The organism is Faecalibacterium gallinarum, assembly GCF_022180365.1.
GTDB classification, from domain to species: domain Bacteria; phylum Bacillota; class Clostridia; order Oscillospirales; family Ruminococcaceae; genus Faecalibacterium; species Faecalibacterium gallinarum.
The window spans coordinates 12,865-35,628 of the sequence record NZ_BQKV01000053.1; the positions used below are offsets into that span (position 1 = coordinate 12,865).

The 22,764-nt window shown below is 54.3% G+C and carries 22 protein-coding genes and 1 pseudogene; 14 read left to right on the plus strand and 9 right to left on the minus strand.

Features of this window, described 5'->3' with window-relative positions; genetic code table 11:
• Positions 1-180: 180 nt before the first annotated feature.
• From JCM17207_RS07965 to JCM17207_RS07985, 4 genes and pseudogenes are all read right to left on the minus strand, one after another.
• Complete coding sequence (locus tag JCM17207_RS07965) at positions 181-2,271, minus strand: DNA topoisomerase 3 (protein WP_238317074.1); 2,091 nt, start codon at positions 2,269-2,271, stop codon at positions 181-183.
• Entirely contained in the window at positions 2,268-3,539 is a 1,272-nt protein-coding gene (locus tag JCM17207_RS13790) for a CD1107 family mobile element protein (RefSeq protein ID WP_309295408.1), read from the minus strand. Before JCM17207_RS13790 ends, JCM17207_RS07965 begins: the two co-directional genes overlap by 4 nt.
• Positions 3,529-3,792, minus strand: coding sequence for a DUF4315 family protein (locus JCM17207_RS07980; RefSeq protein ID WP_196931885.1), 264 nt, complete (start codon positions 3,790-3,792; stop codon positions 3,529-3,531). Before JCM17207_RS07980 ends, JCM17207_RS13790 begins: the two co-directional genes overlap by 11 nt.
• Positions 3,793-3,814: 22 nt before the next feature.
• Positions 3,815-4,135, minus strand: a pseudogene (locus JCM17207_RS07985) (C40 family peptidase); the annotation flags it as partial.
• Positions 4,136-4,365: 230 nt separating this feature from the next.
• Between JCM17207_RS07985 and JCM17207_RS07990 the strand changes: the two are divergent.
• The 14 genes from JCM17207_RS07990 to JCM17207_RS08055 all read left to right on the plus strand — a co-directional run bounded on the left by JCM17207_RS07990 (position 4,366) and on the right by JCM17207_RS08055 (position 16,729).
• Positions 4,366-5,139: a hypothetical protein gene (locus JCM17207_RS07990; RefSeq protein WP_238317075.1), complete on the plus strand. Its 774-nt coding sequence runs from the start codon at positions 4,366-4,368 to the stop codon at positions 5,137-5,139.
• 254 nt (positions 5,140-5,393) lie between these two features.
• The gene (locus JCM17207_RS07995) at positions 5,394-5,762 is read left to right on the plus strand and encodes a DUF3599 family protein (protein ID WP_238317076.1); all 369 of its coding nucleotides are present in this window, start codon (positions 5,394-5,396) and stop codon (positions 5,760-5,762) included.
• Between the two features lie 91 nt (positions 5,763-5,853).
• Complete coding sequence (locus JCM17207_RS08000; protein WP_238317077.1) at positions 5,854-9,729, plus strand: phage tail tape measure protein; 3,876 nt, start codon at positions 5,854-5,856, stop codon at positions 9,727-9,729.
• A 158-nt stretch (positions 9,730-9,887) separates the two neighbouring features.
• Positions 9,888-10,811 carry a sigma-70 family RNA polymerase sigma factor gene (locus tag JCM17207_RS08005; RefSeq protein WP_238317078.1) on the plus strand — a complete coding sequence of 308 codons (924 nt, stop codon included), beginning with the start codon at positions 9,888-9,890 and terminating at the stop codon, positions 10,809-10,811.
• The gene (locus tag JCM17207_RS08010) at positions 10,808-11,137 is read left to right on the plus strand and encodes a hypothetical protein (protein WP_238317079.1); all 330 of its coding nucleotides are present in this window, start codon (positions 10,808-10,810) and stop codon (positions 11,135-11,137) included. The genes JCM17207_RS08005 and JCM17207_RS08010 overlap by 4 nt, the downstream gene beginning before the upstream one ends.
• Before the next feature lie 782 nt (positions 11,138-11,919).
• A complete protein-coding gene (locus JCM17207_RS08015; protein WP_238317080.1) occupies positions 11,920-12,186 on the plus strand; it encodes a hypothetical protein in 267 nt (88 codons plus the stop codon).
• A 313-nt stretch (positions 12,187-12,499) separates the two neighbouring features.
• Positions 12,500-12,802, plus strand: coding sequence for a hypothetical protein (locus JCM17207_RS08020; RefSeq protein WP_238317081.1), 303 nt, complete (start codon positions 12,500-12,502; stop codon positions 12,800-12,802).
• 4 nt (positions 12,803-12,806) lie between these two features.
• Positions 12,807-13,046: a hypothetical protein gene (locus tag JCM17207_RS08025; protein ID WP_238317082.1), complete on the plus strand. Its 240-nt coding sequence runs from the start codon at positions 12,807-12,809 to the stop codon at positions 13,044-13,046.
• Between the two features lie 158 nt (positions 13,047-13,204).
• Positions 13,205-13,411: a hypothetical protein gene (locus JCM17207_RS08030; RefSeq protein WP_238317083.1), complete on the plus strand. Its 207-nt coding sequence runs from the start codon at positions 13,205-13,207 to the stop codon at positions 13,409-13,411.
• A 19-nt stretch (positions 13,412-13,430) separates the two neighbouring features.
• Positions 13,431-13,688: a hypothetical protein gene (locus JCM17207_RS08035; protein ID WP_238317084.1), complete on the plus strand. Its 258-nt coding sequence runs from the start codon at positions 13,431-13,433 to the stop codon at positions 13,686-13,688.
• 58 nt (positions 13,689-13,746) lie between these two features.
• The gene (locus tag JCM17207_RS08040; RefSeq protein WP_238317085.1) at positions 13,747-13,956 is read left to right on the plus strand and encodes a hypothetical protein; all 210 of its coding nucleotides are present in this window, start codon (positions 13,747-13,749) and stop codon (positions 13,954-13,956) included.
• Positions 13,957-13,958: 2 nt separating this feature from the next.
• Positions 13,959-14,231: a type II toxin-antitoxin system YafQ family toxin gene (locus JCM17207_RS08045; RefSeq protein WP_238317086.1), complete on the plus strand. Its 273-nt coding sequence runs from the start codon at positions 13,959-13,961 to the stop codon at positions 14,229-14,231.
• Positions 14,232-14,274: 43 nt separating this feature from the next.
• Entirely contained in the window at positions 14,275-14,595 is a 321-nt protein-coding gene (locus tag JCM17207_RS08050) for a hypothetical protein (protein WP_238317087.1), read from the plus strand.
• A 547-nt stretch (positions 14,596-15,142) separates the two neighbouring features.
• Positions 15,143-16,729 (plus strand): recombinase family protein, encoded by a 1,587-nt coding sequence (locus JCM17207_RS08055; protein ID WP_238317088.1) that lies wholly within the window; start codon positions 15,143-15,145, stop codon positions 16,727-16,729.
• A 43-nt stretch (positions 16,730-16,772) separates the two neighbouring features.
• On the opposite strand, the gene JCM17207_RS08060 is transcribed toward JCM17207_RS08055, so the two are convergent.
• The 5 genes from JCM17207_RS08060 to JCM17207_RS08080 are packed head-to-tail and all read right to left on the minus strand — an operon-like array spanning position 16,773 to position 22,695.
• Positions 16,773-18,440, minus strand: coding sequence for a CD1108 family mobile element protein (locus JCM17207_RS08060; RefSeq protein WP_444979637.1), 1,668 nt, complete (start codon positions 18,438-18,440; stop codon positions 16,773-16,775).
• A 31-nt stretch (positions 18,441-18,471) separates the two neighbouring features.
• Entirely contained in the window at positions 18,472-20,883 is a 2,412-nt protein-coding gene (locus JCM17207_RS08065; RefSeq protein WP_238317089.1) for a VirB4-like conjugal transfer ATPase, CD1110 family, read from the minus strand.
• Entirely contained in the window at positions 20,780-21,229 is a 450-nt protein-coding gene (locus JCM17207_RS08070) for a PrgI family protein (RefSeq protein ID WP_238317090.1), read from the minus strand. The genes JCM17207_RS08065 and JCM17207_RS08070 overlap by 104 nt, the downstream gene beginning before the upstream one ends.
• A 26-nt stretch (positions 21,230-21,255) precedes the next feature.
• A complete protein-coding gene (locus JCM17207_RS08075) occupies positions 21,256-21,798 on the minus strand; it encodes an MT-A70 family methyltransferase (RefSeq protein ID WP_238317212.1) in 543 nt (180 codons plus the stop codon).
• Between the two features lie 33 nt (positions 21,799-21,831).
• Positions 21,832-22,695 carry a VirB6/TrbL-like conjugal transfer protein, CD1112 family gene (locus JCM17207_RS08080; protein ID WP_238317092.1) on the minus strand — a complete coding sequence of 288 codons (864 nt, stop codon included), beginning with the start codon at positions 22,693-22,695 and terminating at the stop codon, positions 21,832-21,834.
• Positions 22,696-22,764 lie beyond the last annotated feature (69 nt).

The following is a 22,764-nucleotide window of genomic DNA, read 5'->3' on the forward strand; positions in this document are numbered from 1 at the left end:
GAAATTACTGGTTCCATTATACAATGTCCATCCGCTTTTGGGAATAGATGATTTGTAAACTTGCTGAACAGAGGCAGGGGTTTGGGGATATGCCCCAAAAAGCAAAATCCCCGGCCCGGCAGGGCAGCCGGGTCAGGGATTTGCCGGAAGTGTGGCTACACTTCCTATGCTTGCTGTTTTTTAGTTTTTGTCCCTCCGTTCAATGCGATAGTTGACGTATTTCCCGCCCGTATCAGCCAGAAGCACCGTCCCGTCGTAGGTTTTCCCGGTTTTCATGGAGCGCAGGCCCTTTACCTTTGCCTTTCCGTCTTTGAGCAGCGCGGCGGCGATTTTCGGCGTGAGCGCCTTGCCCCGTTCCTCAAAAAATCGGTCATTCTTCCACATGACAAACTGGCAGGCCCGGTTTCCGCAGTAGTAGTTCTTCTTGCCCTCGTAGATGGCTTCGCCGCAGCGGGGACACTTGCCAATCGCCACGCGCTCTTTCTGAAACAATTTCTGTGCGTCCTCGCTGATCTGCGAATAGCCGGAAATCAGGCCCCGCGTCATTTCCTCAATGCCAGCCATGAAGCCGTCCGGGTCAGCCTCGCCCTTGGCAATGGCCGTCAGCGTATTTTCCCATTCAGCGGTGAGCTGGGGAGAAGTCAGCACATCCGGCAGGACGCAGGCAAGGTTGTGGCCGTCCTTGGTGGGAAGAAGCTGCTTGCCTTTCCGTTCCACAAAGCCCATCTGTACCAGCTTTTCCAGAATGGAAGCGCGGGTGGCCGGGGTTCCCAAACCTTGGCGCTCGGCGTCCTCCGGCATATCCTCGGCCCCGGCCCGTTCCATAGCCGACAGAAGCGTATCTTCGGTGTAGGGCTTCGGGGGCGTGGTGAAATGTTCGGTGACGGAAGCCTCCACCTTGTCAAAAGTCTGCCCCTCGGCCAGCTCCGACAGTTCCCGCGCCAGCTCCGGCGCGTCCTCGTCGGCGTCGGCCTTAAAGGAAGCGCGGAAACGGCGGTCAATCTCTTTCCAGCCCGGCGTCAGGATGGTTTTGCCCTTGGCGGTAAACTCTTTCCCGGCACAGGTGAAAGTGGCGGTGACAGCCTCAAACACATGGGGCGCAGCCACGGCACACAGCAGCTTGCAGCAGACAAGGGACAGCAGTTTCTTTTCGCCCTCGGTCAGCCCGTCAAAGCCTTTCTGCACAAACTCCATCGTGGGGATAATGGCGTGGTGGTCGCTCACCTTTTTGCTGTTCAGCACCCGGCCAAACTGCGGGGAAATGTCTATCCCCGCCGCAAAGGGGAGCAGAGGCCACAGGCCGGACACAATGCTTTCCGCTGTGGGCTGCATATCGTCGGTAAGGTACTGGCTGTCGGTTCGCGGATAGGTCAGCAGCTTCTTTTCATAAAGCTGCTGGGCATAATCAAGGCTCTGCTTGGCGGTAAATCCAAACAGACGGTTGGCCTCCCGCTGCAAGGTTGTAAGGTCGTAGATGCGGGGCGGCTGCTCTGTTTTTTTCTCACGCTTCACCGATACACAAACGGCCTGCGCTCCTGCACAGGCCGTCTTGATGGCGTCAGCGTCGGCAGCACTGGAAACGCGGTCGCTGGCCGCCTCCATGCCGCCCGCCGCGATATGGACGATGTGATATTTTTCTTTCTTGAAATCGCTGATCTTGGCCTCCCGGTCAACCAGCATTTTTAAGGTTGGCGTCTGCACCCGGCCCACGGTCAGGGTCTTGTGGTAGAGGATGGAGAAAAGCCTTGTGGCGTTGATCCCCACCAGCCAATCGGCCTGCGCCCGGCACAGGGCCGATTGATACAGGTTGTCGTAGTCGGCCCCCGGTTTCAGGTGGGCAAAGCCCTCCTTGATGGCGGCGTCCTCCATGCTGGAAACCCACAGCCGCTTGAACGGCTTTTTGCAGCCCGCCATCTGGTAGACGAAACGGAAAATCAATTCTCCCTCGCGCCCGGCGTCGGTGGCGCACACAAGGCCGTCCACGTCGGGGCGCTCCATCAGGGAACGCAGGATGTCAAACTGCTTTTTCTTCTCGTCCGGGATGATATACTGCCATTCCTGCGGCAAAATCGGCAGGTCGTCATAGGCCCATTTCTTATAGCGGGGGTCATAGGCCCCGGCGTCGGCAAGGGAAACAAGGTGGCCGATGCACCAGCTCACCAGATAGCCGTTTCCCTCCATGTAGCCGTCCTGTTTCTTGTTGGCTCCGATCACGCCCGCAATGCTGCGGGCGACGCTCGGTTTCTCTGCAATTACAAGCTGATAACTCATACTTCATCCTCCTTTTTCGGTTCATCTTCATCCAGCAGATAGTCGTCTAACGGTCTGGCTTCCACCTCGTCGGTGTCGTCCTCAACCTCCGGGGCCGGTTCGTCCTCGTCGTCCTCGTCCTCCCCGAAGTCGTATTCGTCCAGATCGTCATTGCCCTTGGTATCGGCTTTCGGCTTCTTAAACTTGAAGAAGTAAAGGGCCGCGCCGCCGCCAATGAGCAGCACCACAAGGAACACAATCAGGCCGCCCATGCTGTTTCCGGCTTCTTCCTCCGGCTCGGTGGGTTCTGCCGGTTCCTCGGCTTCCGGCGCTGCGCCCACGCAGGCGGTGAGATTGTCCTTGCATACCGGGCAGGCGGTGTTGACAGCCCCGGCCTCGCACTTCTCCGTACAGGTACAGGTCGCCGGGGCGGTTTCGCCGTCCTCGGTCAAGGCCATCAGGTCGGCTTCATCCACTTGGTTCAGGAAATGCACGGTTTCCTCGCCCTCGTCGTCCCGGTCGATAATCAAATAGAAGGTGTTTCCCGCCTTGGTTTGCAGCGTGATAAACTGCTTGCCGCCGGTGGTGCCGATGTCGTCAATCAGCGACAGGTTCCCGTCCGGGGTCAGGGCGGCGCTGCCGCCTGCCGATCCGCCAAACTGTTCCAGCAGGGCGGAAAGTTCGTCCCCATTCAGGGTAAGGGAAAAATCCCCGTCGCCGGTGGCGGCGTCGCTTACCGTCAGATAGTCGCCGCAGACGTAGCCCTCGCGCTCCGGCAGGAGAATTTTCACCCAGCCGTTATCCTCGGTGCCGATCACTTCCACCTGCGTCCCGTTGGGAAGCTGGGTAAAGGCTTGGTTGTCTGTCCCCGCGCCGGTACGGACGTTGAGATTACCTCCATTCGTGACGACAGTGCCGGTCTGGTTGAGGGTGCCATCGTCTTTGTTGGTGAGCCGGATGCCCTCGTCGGTGACGGTAACATCCACCTGCGATCCCAGCAGGGAAGAAAGCAGGGCGGCCATTTCCTCGTCGGTCATGGTTTCCGCCGCGCCGGTGCTTTCCTTGTCCTCGGTATTTTTGGTTTCCTCGGTGCTGCCGGACGTATCGTTGCCGCCCTCGGTGTCCTCGGCGTCCAACTCAATGCCGCCGGTGGTGGGGGTTCCCGTTTCCTCCGGGAGAGGTGCCGGGTCAGGGTCAGCGCCCCCGGCAAAGGCGGTAGTGGAAAAGGCCGTGAGGCACAGCACAGCGGCCAGCGTCACGGCAAAGGTACGGAAAAACTTATTCTTCATCGGCGTTGTCCTCCTGTTCGTCCTGTTCAAAATCCGGCTGCGGGGCCGGGGGTGCCTGCAATGCGCCGCCGCGCACAAAGGCGGCAAATTCCTCCGGCGTCATGTTCAGGCCCCGCACAAGCTGGACGATCTGCAAATTTTCCTGTTCGGTCTTTGCCGCTTCCAGTTCCCGAAGCTGCTTTTGCAGCTCCGCGATCTTGGTCTTGGTTTTCTGAATATCCCGTTCGATACGGTCAAGTTTGTTGGTTGCCATAGAAAAACGCTCCTTTCTGGCGTCAAGGCAGACGCCCGTAGCAGTAAAAATGCTGTTGCCAATAGCTTGAATTTAAGTTCGTGTAGGAAATGGGATCGCCGCAATGCAACATCACGGAATTGCCCACATACAGCCCCACATGGGACACGCCGGGGGTGTCGTAGGTGCCGACAAAAAATACAAGGTCGCCGGGCTTGGCCTGATCCGCCGTGACAGGGGTGCAGATGTTGTAAAGGCCCTGCGCCGTCAGGCGGCCCACGTTCCAGCCGGAATGATTGATTACCCATGAAATAAACCCGCTGCAATCAAAGCTGGTGCTGGGTGAGCTGCCGCCCCACACATAGAGCTTCGGATGAACCCTAAAATTGAGCTATGCAAAGCAGCGTATTGACGCATTTTGGAGCAATATCATTTTTGACGCACATAATAGCCTCAGAAAGCGTCAAAAGTGTCAGGTAAGGATTTGTATACTACCAAGCGCACTAAAACGCCTCTACGGGGCGCACAGAAGCCCACAGAGGCATTTTAAAATATGGCATCAACCCACACCAACACGAAACGGAGGAAAAGGACATGGCAGGAAAAGACAAAATCATGGAACTTGACAGGGCAATCAGTGACACCAGAGCGGAGCTGGACGCCATACGTCAGGAAAAGAAAGAGGCAGCGGGCAACCCGGAACGTCTGGTACTCGCAGAGAAGCAGGAACGGCGCATAGCCGGAACGCTGGCCGCATTGGAGCAGGCAAAGGCTGCCGCCACATACAAGCCGCCGGAGCCTACAGACTGCGCGGAACTCTTGGCAGGCTTACAGGACTACATGGACGACAAGGCCGAAAAGGAGCTGAAAGCACGGGAGGCCGTCGAAGCCGTCCGGCAGGAGCTACGGGAGATTGAAAACGCCTTGCAGCAGGCCGCCGCCGACTGCGACGCGGTAAAGACCGTCGAACTGGCAGAAAGACGCGGAGAGCTTCAAAGCAAGCTGAAATATCTGGACGAAATGCGGGAGCGCGTCGAAGCTCTCCCGGTATTCCCGGACGGGGCTTTTGAGAAAACATGGGCGGCCATCTGCGAAAAGGCAATGCCGGACTGGGAAAAGCAGGTTTTACAGGTGGAGACGCTGGCAGCGGAGTATAAAGCGGCTTGCGCTGGCCTGCTGGCAATGCACGACACCTTGAAAAACGCCCAAAAGGAAATTCAGAGCATGGCGGAGGCAGAGGGAATATGGCCCCCGGTGTTTGCCCCGGTATTTACGGTAGGGCTGGACGCTAAAAAGCTGATGGTCGAAAAGAGCGACTATATCCGTTTGGGAGGGCTTACAAGCCCAATTTCCGGCAGGGCACTATAAAAGACCGCCCCGGCGGGTCCCTCTGCCCTGCTGCCCTCCTGCTCCACAGAGAAATGCTATCTTTCACAGGGGAGCGGGAGAGCTACGGCCAGAAATGCCCCGGTTCGCGTCAGAACGCCCCGCAGAACGCCGTGAGCGACGCGAATAGGGGAAATTATAGGCCAGATGGAAACAGGCCATCAGAGGCCGTCAGAGGCGTTTTCAGAGGGTAATGCAAAAGTGTGTCAACCGTTGGGCGGAAAGGAGGCGCAGGAATGGCGATAGAGGATTTATTTAACCACAGGTGCAGTATCTACCACCTACGGGAAGAAACCACAAGCCCCGGCTGGGGACTTCCCGGACAGACAGAATACAGTTATCCCGATACCCCAGACTTATCCGGCGTTCCCTGTCACTTCAACGTGGGCGCGAGTACGGAACTGGCGCAGGAATCCCCATTCACAACGTACCTCTACACGGGAAAGCTCAATCTTCCGGCCGGTACGGACGTGCGAATAAATGACAAAATCGTGAACGAGGCGAGCGGGCTTGATTTTACAGCACAGGAGCCGCAGGACATACGGGGCCACCATGTGACCGTGACAATACAGCGCAAAGGGAGCCTTAATAATACCGCTTTATAGCCCCATATTGGGACAAAAACGGTGGTAAAAAGGTTGTACTTTGGTTATGCAGAAATAGCGGAAATACACAGGAAAACAGGAGGTGAGATTCATGGCCGGATTGATAGCCCGTTTCAGTTTAATCGACGAAATGAGCAGTCGGCTTGCTGACATAGCGGAGCGCGGACAGGATATGCTTTCCAAGTGGGAAAAAGCAGGGGCAACAATACAGACGGCCTTTGACGATATTTCAGGCAGCTCCGCACAAGCAGTTTCGGCGGTAGATGGTGTCGCTTACTCCATTGAGGACATCAGAAAAGAGCTGGACGCAATGGGAGACGGCTGGGAGAAAGAGCTGGACGCTTCTAATAAGGCGCGAGCTGGTATTATTGATTTTTCTACCTCTGCTGCCTCGCTGTCTGATACGATTGACGAGTACAGCGATGCTTCGGGGGAAGCAGAAAAGGCTCTGAATGAATTTGAAAAGGCACAAAGAGAAGCCGAAAATGCCGCCGAAGAATTTGAACGCTCGGTATCATCTGGAACAACCGAGCTTGACCAACTCGAAGCTGCAACTGACCGGGCAAGACAGGCCGCAGAAGAATTTTCGGAGGCAAATAATGTTGCCTCCGACAGTGCAGACGCGCTTTCGCAGGCGACACAAAATGCAGGTGCCGAAACGCAACAGAGCGGTTCAAGCATAGAAAAATCTATACAGGGAATGGCGACAGCCCTTGCCACAGCAGGAATCGTAGACAAAATCAAGGATATTGGATTAGCAGTTTACGACCTTGCCGACAGCTTTTCAGAGGCAGAAAAGACCGTAATCGCACAGACCGGGGCGACCGGGCAGGAACTGGATAAACTCATGGAAAGCTCGCTCGATGTATTTGCTTCATCGAGTGCAGATAACCTAAACGATGTTGCTGCCAGCATGACAGCGGTTCAGACCGCGACAGGGCTGGCCGGGGACGCACTGGAAAATGCGACCAACGCAGCCCTCACTCTCGAAAATGCTCTTGGCTTTGAGGTATCAGAAAGCACCAGAGCAGCAAGCGCACTGATGAAGAACTTTGGCCTCAACGCAGAGGAGGCATATAACATCATCGCCGCCGGAGCGCAGCAGGGAGCAAACCAGAACGGAGACCTGTTGGACGTACTGAACGAGTATTCAGCGCAGTATGCAGCCCTCGGACTTTCGGCAGAGGAGTTTATATCAAGCCTTGTTGACGGTGCAGATGCAGGAGTGTTCTCTGTGGACAAGGTAGGCGACGCAGTCAAGGAGTTTAATATCCGTGTAAAGGACGGCAGCGACACAACTACGGAAGCCTTTGAAATGCTTGGAATGAACGCCGATACAATGGCGGCCAGATTTGCGGCAGGCGGAGAGACGGCCCGGACAGCGTTCTTCGAGGTCGTCAATGCGCTGGACAGCATGACAGATCCGATGGAAAAGAATGCAGCAGCGGTCAACCTTTTCGGAACCATGTACGAGGACTTGGAAGCAGGTATTCTCCCGGTACTCGCTGGAATTGAGGGCGGCTCTATTGACACGAGCAATGCACTAAGCACAATGGCGACAGAGGCCCAGTCGCTCGGAGACAAGTGGCAGCAGGCAGGCAATTCCATTCAAACCGCTTTCGCAACAGCGGTTCAGCCTACCATTGAGGATTTTTCAGACGGGATGGCCGATATTGTCAGCAGCATAGGGGATTTCCTTAACGAAAATCCGGCGGTCACAAAAGGAATCACGGCTCTCGGTGTAGGCGTGGGCGTTGTCGCTGTCGGTATTACAGGAGTTGCCTTTGCGACAAAGGTTGCAATCCCAGCGGTAGTTTCGTTTGGAACGGCATTTAATGCAGCTTTGGGGCCGATTGGATGGGTAGCCCTAGGCCTTACGGCTCTTACAGCAGCAGGCACAGCCCTCATAACCATGCTTTCGGACGCAAGCGACGAAACAGCAGGTATGACGGCCACTACCCGCGACCAGTATTACGAACTACAAGACCTTACGGCGGAATATGAACGCGCCTGTGCAGAAAGCGGAGAATATTCAGACGAAGCTCTTGAGCTCAAATATCAGGTCGATACACTGTCGGAATCTTTCGAGGCTAACAGACAGACCGTAGAGGAATTTACCGCAGAGGTAGACGCGCTTTGCGAAAGCACTTTGCAGCTATCGGATGATTTTGACACTGCTATGGGCGAAATTACTTCCCAAGAAACAGGTGTCCTCGCTCTTGTGCAGAGGTACGAGGAGTTGTCAACACAGGCAAATATTACGAGAGCGCAGGAGGAAGAACTGGCGGCCATCACTCAAAAGCTGTCCGAAACCTACCCGGAATTAGCTGAACAATTTGACAGCACAACCATGAGCGCGGAGGAATATGTCGCCGCTATGGAGCGGGCCTGTGAAGCTCAAGCCGAACAGCAACGGCAGGCGGAGCTGCAAGAAACCTATACAGAAGCCCTGCAAAAGCAAGCGCAACTGGAAGATGAAATCGCAAAGGCAGAGGCCAACCTGAACGCCGAGCGGGAAGCCCGTGGCATGTATTATGACGAGCAAATGAAACAGTGGACAAACGGCGGCTACACAGAGGATAGTTTGTGGGCGAGCTGGACGACCGACCTCGACGAGTACAATGACGCTCTTGACGAATTAAACGCGGCGCAGGCAGAAAATGAGGCCACGCTTGCCGAAATCAGGCAGGAATGGGAAAACACAGCACAAGCGACCGAGGACGCAATCACCCTTAACGACGACTACAGAGCTGCCGCTGCAACAGCTTACGAAAGTGTACGAGCTGATATAGAGGCCCTTTGTGCAGCCTATGACGAGGCCTACCAATCAGCTCTTGAGAGCTTCGAGGGACAGTTTGGCCTATTTGACGAGGTAGAGGCAGACATGGAGGCCACTGTCGCAAATGCACAGGCGGCCCTCGACAGCCAACTTGCGTATTGGGAAAATTACAGCACCAACCTCGAAACGCTTACCGCCTATGGAGAAACGCTTACCGGGGAGGCGCGGGAAAATTATGAGGAGCTACTGTCTTTCGCCCAATCTGGAAACGAGGAGGCCGCAGGGCTTGCCGCAAGCATGGCGGAGGCCATCAACAGCGGCAACGATGAAGCAATAAGCCAGCTATCCGAAACAATGGGGCAGGTATCAGCAAAGCAGGAGGAAGTTGCGGCTGCTACGGCGGATTGGCAGACCCAGTTCAGCGAGCAAATGCAGGGCTTTGAAACGGATATGCTCGCCATTGTGCAGGAAATGGATATAACCCCGGAGGCACAGGAAAAAGCAAAAGCGGCAGTGAGCGAGTATGCCGCCAATATCCGTGCTGGAAAGAGTGGTGCGGTTGCCGCAGCAAAGGAGGTAGCGAACTCCGTCTCTGCTGCCCTGTCAAGCGTAAGCCCGACAATCCACGTAAATGTTGCTACGAGCGGAAGTATTCCCGGCCACGCCAACGGAACAACCAACGCAGAGAGTATGTTCCTTGCTGGCGAGGAGGGGCCGGAGCTGGTGGCCCGGCCTGCAGCGGCCTACGCCAACGGCACGACAGACAGTACAGACTACTTTATCGCCGGAGAGAACGGGCCGGAGCTTATCATCGGGGAGCAAGGCAGCACCGTATTCCCGACTGAGGAGACAGACAGGCTCATATCCGCTTTGACAGAGGCAGAGGAAGCCCCTGTATTCCCGACAAGAGATATAGCGGCACTGGCCGAGGAAAGAAAGCCTTTATATATTCCTCTGCCCCTTGACGGTTCCGCCACATCTTCCTCTGCTTCGCACAACAGCGGACAGGCGGCACAGGACAAAAATATCTTTGTGCGTATCGGAGGCAGTGACCCGATAAAGGTTGAGGGAAACGGCGCGAGCAAAGAGACTATGTTGGAAGTCCTTACGAATTACCTCAAGCCCGTACTGATGAACATTATCCAGAGCGAAATTTATGAGGAGGGCGATCTATCGTATGATTATTAAACCCACCTCCCCTCTCCCGCTTCTGCGGATAGGAGCTAAGTAAAATAAAAGAGGGGGCCGGGCGAAGCACTGAACAGGAGCTGCCCGGCCTCTCTTTTTTACCTATGGCGAACAGGCCCGCTCCCGCTCGCCAAAAATAATATATGCAGGAGGCAGAAATGGAAAATAAGACGGAAAGCACCACGAATGAAGAACTGGTAGAACTCCTGCAGGCCGCCGGGCAGGGAACGCCGGAGGCGGCGGGCATTATGGCGGAGCTATGGGAGCGGAATATCAATCTGGTGAGGCTGACTGTCCACAGGCTTACAGGCATGGACTATTCAGAGACGGGATTTGAGGATATGGAGCAGCAGGCGTATTTTGGCTTTCATGCGGCGGCTTTTCACTACTCCCCGGCAGAGGGGCTGCGCTTCTCTACCTACGTCACAAACCGTATAAAATGGGAATTATGCCGATACTATGAGAATAACGGCTACACGGTGCGCATACCCGCTTTTATGCGGCAGAGGATTAGAGACGGGGAAAAGAAGCGGCGGCAGATTGAGGCAGAAACGGGCGCAGCGGCGACAATGGAAACCGCCTTGAAATCTCTCTGCCTATCCCCTGCTGCCATAGCCTCCACGTTGGAAGCATACCGAAAAATGGAGGCGGCAAGCCTTGAGGCAGAGGCATACGGCAGCAGCGAGGGCGACAGCGTTTCTTTGCTGGATAGGCTGGCCGATAATGCAGACGTGGAAACGGACGTAATAGGCGAGGTCTGGCAGCAGGAGCTACACGAACTCTTGTTCCGGGCATTACGGGAAGTGCCGGAGGAGCTGCGCCGGGTAGTCGTCCAGCACTATTTTACGGGTTTATCCCTGTCGTGTATTGCAAGAGAGAGCGGCATAACAAAGCAGACCGCCCACGAGCGGGAGCAAAAGGCTTTTCAAACCATACGGGCCGGGCGATACAGCGCGGAGCTGTCCGAGTTCTGCCCGACGCAAAGCAGCAGGGAGCGGGCCGAAAGGCTCATAAAGCAGGAACGCGAGGCTGTGGAGCGTCTGCGGCTTACCGACGATGAAAGGGGGCTTTTGGCATTATGACACGCTATGAAATGGGGAAATACTGGCTTTTACATACCCTTGAAACTTACCACAGTACACCGCTGGGAAAGCCGGAGCGGGAATTTATTGACAGGCTCATAGACAGAAGCCGACGGGCAGCAGGCAGCGCAGAGGAAAAGCGGCTGCATAACCTTGTCGTTTTGCGGTATATCACAGCCACAAGGCCGCCGAAACAGCGGGTCTGCAATCTTTTACACATTGGGCGACAGGGCTATGAAGCTGTCACGGAACACGCCATAGACAGGCTTTTAGTGCTGGCATTTGGAGTGAACGGGATAGACTGGAACGAGGAGGGGAACACATGACACCAGTAAAAGCAATACGGGCGAAATGCCTTGACTGCTGCTGCGGCAGCGCGAAAGAAGTCAGGCTATGCCCGGTGTATGGCTGCCCGCTCTACCCTTTCCACATGGGCCACAATCCCAATATACGCCGGATGTACACAGACGAACAGCGGGAAGCTATTGCGGAACGGCTGGCCGGGAGACGCAGGAGCGCAGACGCGGCAGAGTGACAGCATATAATAATTATCCGGGAATATCCGGGGAGAAAATTCCCGGAAACTATACAAATACGAGAACGGTTTTGCTCCGATGGCTTCTGCTGCACACAATACAGCCCCCGACAGGGGCAACAAGTAGGCCCGCTCTTGCTATTTTCGAGGAAGAAACGATAATAAACGGGGATTTCCGGGGAGAAAAAAGCCGGATATTCCCGCATTTTTTATTTTTCGGGGATTTACCAGCCGTTGTTTCCTACGAAACGCAGCTCCGCTCCTATCCGCCCAATGGGGCAAAGTCCACAATACTCTGCCTTGAGATACAGCGGAGCCAATAAATACATAATTTTCTGAAAAAACTTTCCAAAATCGCTTGACTTCACTTAATAAGTGAAGTATAATTAAGTCAGAAGTTAAGACAAGGGTAAGCGAAAGCGGACGGGAGTACCGAAAGGGAAAGCAAGAACGCGACGCAACACCGGGAAACAGGATAAGAGAGATTGAGATGCCGCAGAAGCCGCTAGATGTTTAAAGCCTGCCGGGGCTTGCCCGCCCACCAAGAAAGGAGATACCGCCATGACGGAAAGAATGATTGAAAACAGAGTGAAAAAATTACAGGAAATCGAGGCACAGCAGAAAGAGCTTGAGGCCGCCGCCGACGCAATCCGGGCGGAGCTGAAAGCCGACCTTGAGGAAAAAGGCGTGGACGAGCTGAAAACCAAGAATTTTATTCTTCGCTGGAAAGAGATTATTTCCTCCCGGCTGGATAGCAAGGCACTGAAAGCCGCGCTGCCGGATGTGTACGGCCAGTTTTGCAAGGAGAGCGCAAGCCGCCGCTTCACCATCACGGCATAAAGAAAAGCCCCATACAGCAGCCCCCGACCAAAGGAACGCTGTATAGAGCCTCCACCCAACACCCCGAAACGGGGAGCGGTAATTTTATTATAGCCGCTCCCCTCCACAAAAGCAAGAGATTTAGGAGAAAAGCCATGAAAGAAAATCAGATTAAAGACCACTGCGCGGGCTGCGTTCATTTCCGCCCGCTCTCAACAAAAACGAGTACGAGCCGCTTATGGGCTTGCCATTATATTCTTGACATAGGGCACAGCCGGGGCTGCGAAGCCTCTGCCTGCACAATCAACCACACAGCGAAAGGGGCGGCGATAGCATGAACGAGATTTTTGCAAAGACTTTTTCCGAACTTACCACAGAGGAGCCGCTGGAAATCTATGGCCTCGGAGATACGCCGCTTACGGGCGACCAGCTTTCTAAATTATTTTCGGTCATAAATTACCGCTTTGAAAACCTGCTGCCGACCACTACCCACACAGAGCGCAAGCCATTCGAGCTATGCAAGGCCATTTGTAACGACCCGCTGTACGAAACACTGGCTTATGCGATTGTAGGCCGCTTGTGGGAAATGGGAATAAGCCGGAGCATTGAGCCAGATAGATCACCAGAGGGGGAATAAGAGAATGAGCTATACTGAACTTTACGACGCATACGAGGAAAACGCCGAATTACATACAGAGACACCAGAGGTAGAAAAGGCGGAGCGGGAATTTACCGAGCTTTTACACCAGCTCCCGAAAGAGACGATGTTTGAACTCGACATACTGGCCGGAAAGCTGATTGTGGCCTATGAAAAGAGAGGCTTTTTGTTCGGCCTCAACGTACAATCAGCTTTATTTCAGCAGGAAAGAGGACGGCAATAGCCGTCCGATTCCTCCCCTCTTTTCCTCCCCTCTTTTCCTCCCCGTTTTCTCCTGCCCTACCGCTTATCACCAAAACCGGGCAACAAAATTGTTTACGGATAACACTTGATAAGTGAAAGAGGCTGTGATATACTAAGATTGAGCAGGAGGTGACGGGAATGCCGCAGAAATACACAGAAGCCCGAAAGAACGGGAATAGAAAATGGGACGCAGCAAACCTCGATAGGATGTCCATTGCGTTACCAAAAGGCCGCAGAGAGGAGATAAAAGCGTTTGCGGCTTCACAGGGAGAAAGCGCCAATGCTTTTATAAGCCGGGCCATTGAGGAAGCCATGCGGCGCGGCGGATGGATTTTCACAGAGTAAACACGGGGAGGAAATCACAATGCTTATTACGACCACAGATACGCTACAGGGAGTTGAAATCAAAGAATATATCGGACTTGTTTACGGTATCAGTCAGGACGTTACCGGGGGAATTGGAAAAACAGGAAACAAGCTCATGGCAAAGACGATGGAGCCATTGAAAGAAGCTCTGCAGGCCGCCGGAGAGGAAGTTGGAGCAGACGCTATTATCGGCCTGCGTGTAGACTTTGAAAAAGGATTTGCCAGAGGGACGGGCACAGCGGTTAAGCTCAAATAATCGTTGTAGATAAAGCCCTACGAAACCGCATACACTAACCATGAAAGGAAGTGCGCACATGAGTAATCGGGATTTTGCAAAAAGCCTTATAGACCAGATACCTGACAGCCGCCTTTACTATGTCATTTCGTATTTGCAGGGCGCAGCAGTGCCGGACGAAACGCCAAATGCTGAAACGCTGGAAGCATTCGCAGAGCTTGAAAACGGCGGCGGGCATAGATTCAGTGGCTCCACAGAACAGCTTTTCGCAGAGCTGATGGAGGGCTGAACATGCTGGAAGTAAGGTACTCCACCAAATTCAAAAAGGATTTTAAGACCTGTGTAAAACGTCACTACCGCATGGAACGGCTGCAGCAGGTCATTGACACGCTCCGAATACCGGAGCCTCTGCCGCCGAAAAACTCCGACCACAATTTGAGCGGAAATTATTCGGGCTACCGGGAATGCCATGTAGAGCCTGACTGGTTGCTTATTTACCGACAGGAGGCGGAAGAACTGCTGCTCTACCGCACAGGTACGCACGCCGATTTGTTTGGTATGTGACGGTCAAAAACTGTAAGCCGGAGCAAAGGAGTGAGTACGAGGCATGGCGAAGCATGGGAATAGCTTTTATTTGGAGCTTCCGAGAAAGATATTTACAGATGATTACAAAGGCTTGTCAACCAATGCCAAATGGCTTTACGCTGTGCTGAAAGAGCTGGAACACAGGCTTACAGGCAGAGGAAAAGATAGTTCTTTTTTTCAGAGCGATAAGGATTTATCGGAGGTTAGCGGGATAAAAAGAACTGCCTTGAAAGAAGCTAAAAAGGAACTCAGGGAAAGCGGGCTTATAGAAACATGGCAAGGTCATTTTGAGGCAGACGGGAAGCTATCAAGAAAACACATAACCTATTACCGAATAAATTAGTTTCCGTGGAGAAAAAAAGATTTTCAGATTTATACGGAGATTTCCGGCTCGAAAACTTCACGGAAAACCCGCTCGAAATGTGTTTCAGAAACGAAAACCAATGTTATGACAGGATTTCCGGGGAGAAAACGCCGAATGTATGGTATTTACTCCCCGGTTTTTGCTATTCAAACAGCGAATATCAAAAGTCGAAATGCGACCACTGTATCAAAAGTCAAAATACGACCACATACAGAGGCCGAAATGCGACCACTATTTAAGAATTGGATATTAAACTAAGAATTGGACTTAATAAAAACTAAGAATTGGAGTACATACCCCTTTTGAAAGGGGTACGGGGAAAACTTTTTCATTCTCCCCCTGCTGCCGCCAAAAGCAGCATAGCCGCAACTCGACAAAAAGGCATAAGCCATGATACGATACAAAAAGCAAATAGCACCCACTCTCCCCACCACAGAGACAAGCGCGTGCTATTTGCTATAAGCATTTTTACGGTATGGTCATTATATCATGCCGTTTTTAGAACCGCAAGGGGGAAAGGCATGCTATGGCACGAGAAGAATATTGCATATATTTGCGAAAATCAAGAGCGGATTTAGACGCAGAGGCCCACGGTGAGGGGGAAACCCTTGCGAGGCACGAAAGAATTTTGCTGGAACTGGCTAAGCGGGACAAGCTGAACGTCACGGAAATATACAGAGAGATTGTTTCCGGCGATACCATAGCCGCCCGGCCTGTTATGCAGCAGCTCTTACAAGAAGTGCAGGCCGGACGCTGGGCCGGAGTGCTTGTCGTTGAGGTAGAACGCCTTGCCAGAGGCGAAACCATAGACCAAGGCATTGTTGCGCAGACATTCCAATACTCCGAAACCAAGATCGTAACTCCACTCAAAACCTATGACCCAACAAACGAATACGACGAAGAATATTTTGAGTTTGGGCTTTTTATGTCCCGCCGGGAATACAAGACTATTAAGCGGAGGCTTATGAGAGGGCGCGAGGCAGCCAGCAAGGAGGGAAAATGGGTCAGCGGCTCCTGTCCCTATGGCTACAAGCGGGTAAGGATTGAAAATGGCAAGGGCTGGACGCTTGAGGTTATCCCGGAGGAGGCAGAAATCGTTAAACTGATATTTCAGCTTTATACCAAAGGGGAGCCTCTTCCAGATGGTTCCAAAAGGGATATAGGCCCACACCCCATCTGCCGGAGGCTTGAACACATGAATGTCCCGGCTCCATCGGGCGGGAGGGACTGGCGCACACGAACAATAGAGCAGATTCTGCAAAATCCTGTTTACATAGGCAAGGTGCGCTGGAATCGACGGAAAACAAAGCGCAAGGTGGAGGACGGTAAGGTAACACCAGAGCGGTATGTATCAAAACCTGAAAACTGGATTCTTGCTGACGGTCTGCACGAAGCCATTATAGACACAGACACTTTCCAACTGGCCGCAGATAAATTGGCAAAGCGCGGCCCTGCTCCCGTCCATCTGAACGGAGAACTCAAAAATCCATTTTCGGGTGTTGCGGTATGTGAGAAATGTGGTCGCGTTCTGGCATTGTGGAACAATTCAAAAGGCTACTCCATGCTGAAATGCAGAAACCGCTTTTGCGATAATGTTGGCTGCAGTTACGAAATTTTTGAGGCCCGTGTTCTCGAAGCCCTTTCCGGGTGGCTTGCCGGATACGAGTTGAAATGGGAGGAAGCCCCGGCCAAGAATGATGAACTGGTCGGCCTTGCCAAACGTGCGTATAATCAGGCCAGTAAGGAGCTTGAGAACCGAGAAAGACAGCTTGCACGAGCGCACGAGCTTTTGGAGCTTGATATTTACGACGTGGACACGTTTCTTGATCGTTCCCGCGTTTTGGCAGAACAGATAGCAGAGGCCAAAGAGAACAAGGTGGCTGCTGCCTCTGCACTTTCCAGCGCAGAACGGGCGGCAGAAAGCAGGAAGAACCTTATCCCCAAAGTAAAAAAGTTACTTGAAGTCTATGAGACTTTACCGAGCGCAGCCGCAAAAAATGAAATGCTCAAATCCATTTTGGAGAAAATAACATACAGGCGGGATAAACGCACAGGCCCGAAAGATGATTTTGAAATTACCCTATATCCCAAATTGCCATCATCCGAGGAGTAGAAACCCCGTCTTTATTGTGCTATAATAAACATCGTCCGAAACCCTATACATAGGGATAGCCCACATATTTATCCGCCTCCGCAATCATGGCCGCAAAGGTTTCATCCTCCAAAGCCTCCGGGGGGATTTCATAGTAGGTCGGCTCTTTGACGGTGGAAGCGTTGGGATAGCTGCCAGAGGGGAACAGGTCGGGCCGGTTGCCTAACGTCTGCATATAGGCGGCGTAGAAGCTCAACTGTTCCTCATTCATAATGGAAACAGGCAGGTGGGACAGGTCGTTGTTTACCAGCTTCACGTTGCAGATGTAGTAGGTGTACGGCACTTCCACGGTGTAGGTGTTGCCCTCGCTGTCCGTCCTCGTTTCGGTGCGGTAGCGGGTTTCCGTTTCAATGGTCTGCGTCAGGGTGTATTGCAGCCCAAACAGCCGGTCAAGGTCGCCCTGTACTTCATCCAGCGTGTAGGCCCCGCCGTGAAGCGCCGACAGGATAGAGGTCAGCACATAGGGGTCATGGCCGATGTCGTCCAGATCATAGCGGTACTCGTCATAGCCGGGGTGCAGGCTTTCGTAGTTGTCAAGCTCATGCTGCAAGTCGGCCTCCAACTCCGCGTAGGCGGCTTCGGCCCCCAGCATATCCGCGTCCTCGGACAGATAGGACGTGGCCGCAAGCCCCGTCCCGGTGCCGCCAAACATGGCGGTGCAGGATTGCAGGCCGCCCATAATCATCAGCAGTAAAAGGCCCACGCCGCCGATCACCAGCGCCCCTTTCCAGTGGCGGGCCACAAAGGTCGCGGCCTTTTCACTTTTCTTTGCGGCTTTTTTCGCGGCTGCGGCGCTGGCCTGCGCGGTCTTGGCGGCGGCTCCCGCCGCGCCCTGTGCCGTCTGGCCTGCGGCCCTCGCTGCCTTGGCGTAGTCCCGCTTGATTTTCTGTTTCTGCCAGAACCGGGACACAGGGTTGCTCACCGCCTGCGCCAGCTCCGGGTTATCCCGCAAAGATTTCTGGTAGATGTATTCGGCGTTGGCGGCAATGGATTTCCGTTCCGCCTTGGCTGCGGCCCGGTAGGGTTTGAGCTTATGGTGGCGGATGCCGCTGCGGATGGCCTTGCCCGCCTGCCGTTCTGCAAGTTCCTCCCCCTTGTGGCCGCCCTCCACGCCCACATTTTCGCCCTCGACTTCGTGGATTTTGCCGTGGACGAACAGCCCGGCTTCCTGAACCGGGCGGCTCATGGGATTGGGCTTTAGCTGGGGCGCGGGCTTCTCCACCTTATCAAAGCGCAGCTTGGTCTTGGCCCTGCCGGATGCCTCGTCGTAGACGGTTTCCTTGGTGACGACGCGCTTTTTCGGCAGCGCGTCTTTGGCGGCGTCCAGCTTATCCGCCTGTTTTTCTGCCTTGCGGACGTACTTGGAAAGCCGGGGGTCGGCCCGTTCTGCGGCGGTAAATTGCAGCCGGGAAGATGGCCGGTGCAGGGCTTCGCCTGCCTCCGTCACCACGTCTCCGGCGTCCTTGGCCGCCTGTTTCGCCTTGTGGCGGTCGCGGATGTCCCCGGCCCGTTCCAGTACCTTTTCCGCAGCGCCGCCCGGCTCGGCGGTATATTCCTGCTCGGCCTCCCGGCTGGACACGTTGATGCTCTCGCCGGTGGTCTGGTTATCCAGCGTCAGCCCGTCGCGGGTCATGCGCTGCGTCACCTTGTCACGGGGTTTTAAGGGCTTCATGGCGGTTCACCTCCTTTGGCGGCTCTGTGCCTCATACCGTGGCCCCCTCGCCTAACCGGGTCGTCATAATCCTGTAAAGCTGGGTGTTCTGCGGGATGGGGTTCTTAAAGGGCAGGATCACGTTTTCGTAAATCAAAAGCCCCTCGCCGGGTTCCGAATTGTCCACATACCGTAGCTGCTGCGGGGAAATGTTCAGCCGTTCCGCAAGGATTTTTCGGTCGCCGGACGCCTGATTTAACAGGCAGATAAAGTCGCTGTTCTCCAAAATGTTCTCAATCTCCGGGGAAGAAAGCAGGTCTTTCACGTTCTGCGTGGCACCTGTCGGGACGCCGCCCCATTTTCTAAACCGCTTCCAAATCTCGCAGGAAAAGGCCGCCGTCTGTTCCTCCCGCAAAAGCAAGTGGAACTCGTCGCAGAAATACCACGTCGCCTTGCCTTGGCTGCGGTTTTGGGTCACGCGGCCCCAAATCTGGTCTTGGACAATGAGCATCCCCAGCTTTTTGAGCTGCTTGCCTAACTCCTTGATGTCAAAGGCCACAATGCGGTTTTCGATGTTGACGTTGGTGCGGTGGTTAAACACGTTCAGGCTGCCGTTCACATACAAATCAAGGGCCTGCGCCACCCGGTCGGCCTCCGGGATATGCTGCGCTACAAGCGCCGCATGGAGATCGGACAGGATCGGCATATTTTCCGGGCGGGGGTCTGCCAGATAGGGCCGGTAGATTACCTGTACCGCCCGGTCAATCACCGTCTTTTCGATGGCTTCCAGCCCGTTCTTGCCGCCCATGACAAGCTCACAGAACGACAGCACGAAGTCGGATTTTAAGGCCAGCGGGCTTTCATCCTCCGAATAATTCAGGTTGATGTCCAGCGGGTTCACATAGGATTTGCTGGTGGGCGACAGCTTCACCACCTGCCCGTGAAGCCGCTGCACAAGGGGGTAATACTCGGCCTCCGGGTCACAGATATACACGTCGTCCTGCGTACAGAGGAACACGCTCAAAATCTCGGATTTGCAGCTCATGGACTTGCCGCTGCCGGGCGTCCCCAGCTTCAAACCGTTGGGGCAGCGCGCCCGTTTTCTGTCCAGCATAATCATGTTGCCGGTCTTGGCGTTGATGCCGTAATACATGGCGTTGCCGCCCTGAAAAAGCTCCTGCGTCACGAACGGGACGAACACGGCCACGCTGGAAGTCGTCAAAGAACGCTCGATTTTGATGTGGCTGGCCCCCAGCGGCAGGCTGCTCATAAGGCCCTGTTCCTGCTGGTAGTCCAGCCGGACAAGGGAATTGTTGTATTTCTGCGCCACGCCAGAGGCCCAGAAGATTTCGTTCTCCAACTTCTGCCGGGTGTCGGCGGTGTTCAAAACCAGAAAGGTGATCTGGAACATCCGTTCATTCCGGCTTTGCAGGGTTTTCAAAAGCTCTTTCGCGTCCTGTCCGTAGGTGGCAAGGTCGCTGGGAAGTATGTCCATGTCATAACCGCTGCGGACGGCCCGTTTCTGTTCCTGTATCTTCATGGCGTCAAGGTCAGTGATTTTCCGCTTGACGGTTTTAATGGCCTCGCCTTGGTCGATGGCCTGCACATGGAGATTGACGACGATGCCGTTTTCCGTGTTCAGGAAGTCGGCCAGCATTTCGTCCGACAGCTCCGGGGAAAGGATTTGCAGGAAGCTCACGGCCCCGTACTTGCCGCCCAGCCCGAACATCCGGGCATTGCCAAAGCGGAACGAGGACGGGGCAATGAAATCCTTGGTGGAAAGCCCCGACGGGGCAAGCCACTTCCAATCAAAATGAAACGGTTCCCCGTCCGGGTGGAAGATGCTGTGCATGACTTCCAGCCGTTCTTTTGCGTCCAACACCCATGCAACGGCGCTCATGCTCTTGAAATAGCCTAAGAGGTCGGTTTCAATGCGGCGAAGCCTTGCGCGGGCCATTTTCAGGTTGTCGGCCTCAATGGTGAACGTCAGGAACTTGCGCTTTTGCAGGCCGTTGTTGCCTTTCACAAGCTGGTCTTGCAGGATGCCGGTGTACTCGGCCCGGATGTCGTCGAAGTCGTCCCCCTGCGCCTTGATCTCAAAGCTCTTGGCGTACTGCTTGGGGTCGATCTTGCGGTTGACAAAAGAAAACTGGACGTGGATGGAAGCGTCCAGATAGTTGTAGAGGTCGCACAGGTTTTCAAAGACAGCGGTTTTCGTGTCTGCCTGCGCCAACTGATAGCTGATGTCCATAAATTCAATGCACTTGGAAAACGTGTTTGCCGTCACCCGGCAAACACCGTCCTGATACATAGCCTCATAAGGGATGCTGTCCTGCGCCGAATGAGGCTTGCCGTCGCCCTTATACTTTCGGATGATGGCCTGTATCTCTTTCTTTTCGGCGCGGGTGAGCTTTACCGGCGTCTTTGCCTGCGCCTCTTGCTTTTGCTTTTTGGACAATGGCATTTACCTCCTTTTCCATTTGATGCTGCCGCACAAGGGCAGAGTAAGCGTTGTTGGTCTGGTAGGGCCGTTCCTTTGGCTGGATGAAGCTGCACTGGATAATTTGCCATACCACCACTTCAAGGGGCTGGCCGTGGCGTTCGTACAGGGCCAGCAGGAAGCCGGGGAGCATGGCGAATACCATAATCAGCGCGGCGGCGCTGGTGGGGACGCGGCCCCGGATCAATAAAAAAAGCGGGACGCCAACAAGAAGCGCACCGCCAAAACAGATCAGTTGTCGTTTCGTCAGTCCCAGTACCACCTTGGATTTCACACGGGTTAAATCCTTGGGTACAGTCACATAAGCCAATCAAATCACCTCGTTTCTTTCAAAAATCAGGTCAGGGTCAGGTCGCTTGTTACCTCGTTGCCCCACACATCCCAGCCCAGCGTTTTCTGCCGGGCAAACAGCTCCACGCGGGAGAGGTCGCCCGCCAGCTCCACGATCTTGTCACGGGTCACGTCCGGCTTTTTGCTGTGTTCCTCCACCGGGGAGATAATGAACTGGTGGACACCGGCGCTGTGGCGTTTGGGCTTGCCGCGTTTGGCAAGCAGGCAGATTTCCGCATTGCCCCGCGTCCAGTAGCCCAGCCCGTAAAACCATGTGGGGCTTTTCTTGTTCCGTTTCAGCCAGACAAAGGCCACGGTCTTAAACTGGAAGCCCCATGCCTTAATAAGCTGCAATGCCTCCGGGAGCTGCGGGAACGTGGCCCACAAAAACAGCAGGCAGTCTTCTTCTGCCAGCCGCTTAACCGGCAGGGCGCACAGCTCGTCAATGCTCATGGTGGGATAGTGATGCTCCGCCGCCCCTGTTCGTTTACATTCATACCGCCACGGCGGATCGGCGTATATGATGTGATATTTCTGCGGTTCCTCGATAAGTCTTTTTCCTCCTGTGTAAGAATTGTAAGGTCAATGGGCTGTGAAAACTGCTTTGGATATGCTGCCAGTCTTAAACAGACAGAAGCACAAAAGCACTGTGTAGCCCATGCAGCCCCAAATCGCGCCGGAAATGTCCTCCGCTGTCCCGATGTCCTGTATCAGCACCGCATAGATGCCGACGACAACCATAATCAGGAACGCTTGGAAGCCCAGCGCCAGCAGGGATTTCAGATAGTTTTGGCCCATGCCGCGCCATTCGGCATTACCCAGCGTAGCAAGGGGGATCGGCCCCAGCGCGGTCACGGTATATATTTCAATCATTCTCCCGTAGGTCACAAGGAAAATGCAGATGGATAGAATGTTCATCGTCAGCCCCACAACAAGGGTCTGGAACCATAAGCCCAGCAATGGCCCGATGTCCATTGCTTCAAGGCGGCTTTCCAGATCGGGCAGCAGCGTGTCAAAGTCGATGCTGGTTTCCCCGATGATTACCCCGGCGCTCTGGTTGACGACGGCTTGGGTGGCGTCAAATACGCCCATGACGATATTCCATGTGTTTGTCACAATGAGGATGGCAAAAGCAGATTTGAACATCCAGCGGAAGAACATGGAGCTGTCGAAGTCGTGCATATTGTTTTTCTCGACGATCATTTCGATTAGCTCATAACACATGACAAGGGCAAGGATGGCCGCAGCAATGGGGACAATCACCGTTTCGGACAGGGATTGCAGCATACTAAAAATGCCTCCGTTCCAGTCCTGCGGCGTCGCCCCCACGTCGGAAGCGATTTCGCCGACTTTCGTATTGACCGTGTTGAACAGGCCGGAGAGGTTGCCCATAATGCCGTCAATTAAAATGCCTTTGATCCATTCCCCAATGAGATCGCCTATCATGCGGGTACACCTCCTTTCCCGCGCCCTCCCGGTTCCGAGAGGGCGCGGCGGGGATTATTTCAGGTTTCA

What these genes read in the sequence shown, in the direction of transcription:
- JCM17207_RS07965 (WP_238317074.1), bottom strand. Translation starts at nt 2,271, where the DNA reads ATGAGTTATCAGCTTGTAATTGCAGAGAAACCGAGCGTCGCCCGCAGC.
- JCM17207_RS13790 (WP_309295408.1), bottom strand. Translation starts at nt 3,539, where the DNA reads ATGAAGAATAAGTTTTTCCGTACCTTTGCCGTGACGCTGGCCGCTGTG.
- JCM17207_RS07980 (WP_196931885.1), bottom strand. Translation starts at nt 3,792, where the DNA reads ATGGCAACCAACAAACTTGACCGTATCGAACGGGATATTCAGAAAACC.
- JCM17207_RS07990 (WP_238317075.1), top strand. Translation starts at nt 4,366, where the DNA reads ATGGCAGGAAAAGACAAAATCATGGAACTTGACAGGGCAATCAGTGAC.
- JCM17207_RS07995 (WP_238317076.1), top strand. Translation starts at nt 5,394, where the DNA reads ATGGCGATAGAGGATTTATTTAACCACAGGTGCAGTATCTACCACCTA.
- JCM17207_RS08000 (WP_238317077.1), top strand. Translation starts at nt 5,854, where the DNA reads ATGGCCGGATTGATAGCCCGTTTCAGTTTAATCGACGAAATGAGCAGT.
- JCM17207_RS08005 (WP_238317078.1), top strand. Translation starts at nt 9,888, where the DNA reads ATGGAAAATAAGACGGAAAGCACCACGAATGAAGAACTGGTAGAACTC.
- JCM17207_RS08010 (WP_238317079.1), top strand. Translation starts at nt 10,808, where the DNA reads ATGACACGCTATGAAATGGGGAAATACTGGCTTTTACATACCCTTGAA.
- JCM17207_RS08015 (WP_238317080.1), top strand. Translation starts at nt 11,920, where the DNA reads ATGATTGAAAACAGAGTGAAAAAATTACAGGAAATCGAGGCACAGCAG.
- JCM17207_RS08020 (WP_238317081.1), top strand. Translation starts at nt 12,500, where the DNA reads ATGAACGAGATTTTTGCAAAGACTTTTTCCGAACTTACCACAGAGGAG.
- JCM17207_RS08025 (WP_238317082.1), top strand. Translation starts at nt 12,807, where the DNA reads ATGAGCTATACTGAACTTTACGACGCATACGAGGAAAACGCCGAATTA.
- JCM17207_RS08030 (WP_238317083.1), top strand. Translation starts at nt 13,205, where the DNA reads ATGCCGCAGAAATACACAGAAGCCCGAAAGAACGGGAATAGAAAATGG.
- JCM17207_RS08035 (WP_238317084.1), top strand. Translation starts at nt 13,431, where the DNA reads ATGCTTATTACGACCACAGATACGCTACAGGGAGTTGAAATCAAAGAA.
- JCM17207_RS08040 (WP_238317085.1), top strand. Translation starts at nt 13,747, where the DNA reads ATGAGTAATCGGGATTTTGCAAAAAGCCTTATAGACCAGATACCTGAC.
- JCM17207_RS08045 (WP_238317086.1), top strand. Translation starts at nt 13,959, where the DNA reads ATGCTGGAAGTAAGGTACTCCACCAAATTCAAAAAGGATTTTAAGACC.
- JCM17207_RS08050 (WP_238317087.1), top strand. Translation starts at nt 14,275, where the DNA reads ATGGCGAAGCATGGGAATAGCTTTTATTTGGAGCTTCCGAGAAAGATA.
- JCM17207_RS08055 (WP_238317088.1), top strand. Translation starts at nt 15,143, where the DNA reads ATGGCACGAGAAGAATATTGCATATATTTGCGAAAATCAAGAGCGGAT.
- JCM17207_RS08060 (WP_444979637.1), bottom strand. Translation starts at nt 18,440, where the DNA reads ATGAAGCCCTTAAAACCCCGTGACAAGGTGACGCAGCGCATGACCCGC.
- JCM17207_RS08065 (WP_238317089.1), bottom strand. Translation starts at nt 20,883, where the DNA reads ATGCCATTGTCCAAAAAGCAAAAGCAAGAGGCGCAGGCAAAGACGCCG.
- JCM17207_RS08080 (WP_238317092.1), bottom strand. Translation starts at nt 22,695, where the DNA reads ATGATAGGCGATCTCATTGGGGAATGGATCAAAGGCATTTTAATTGAC.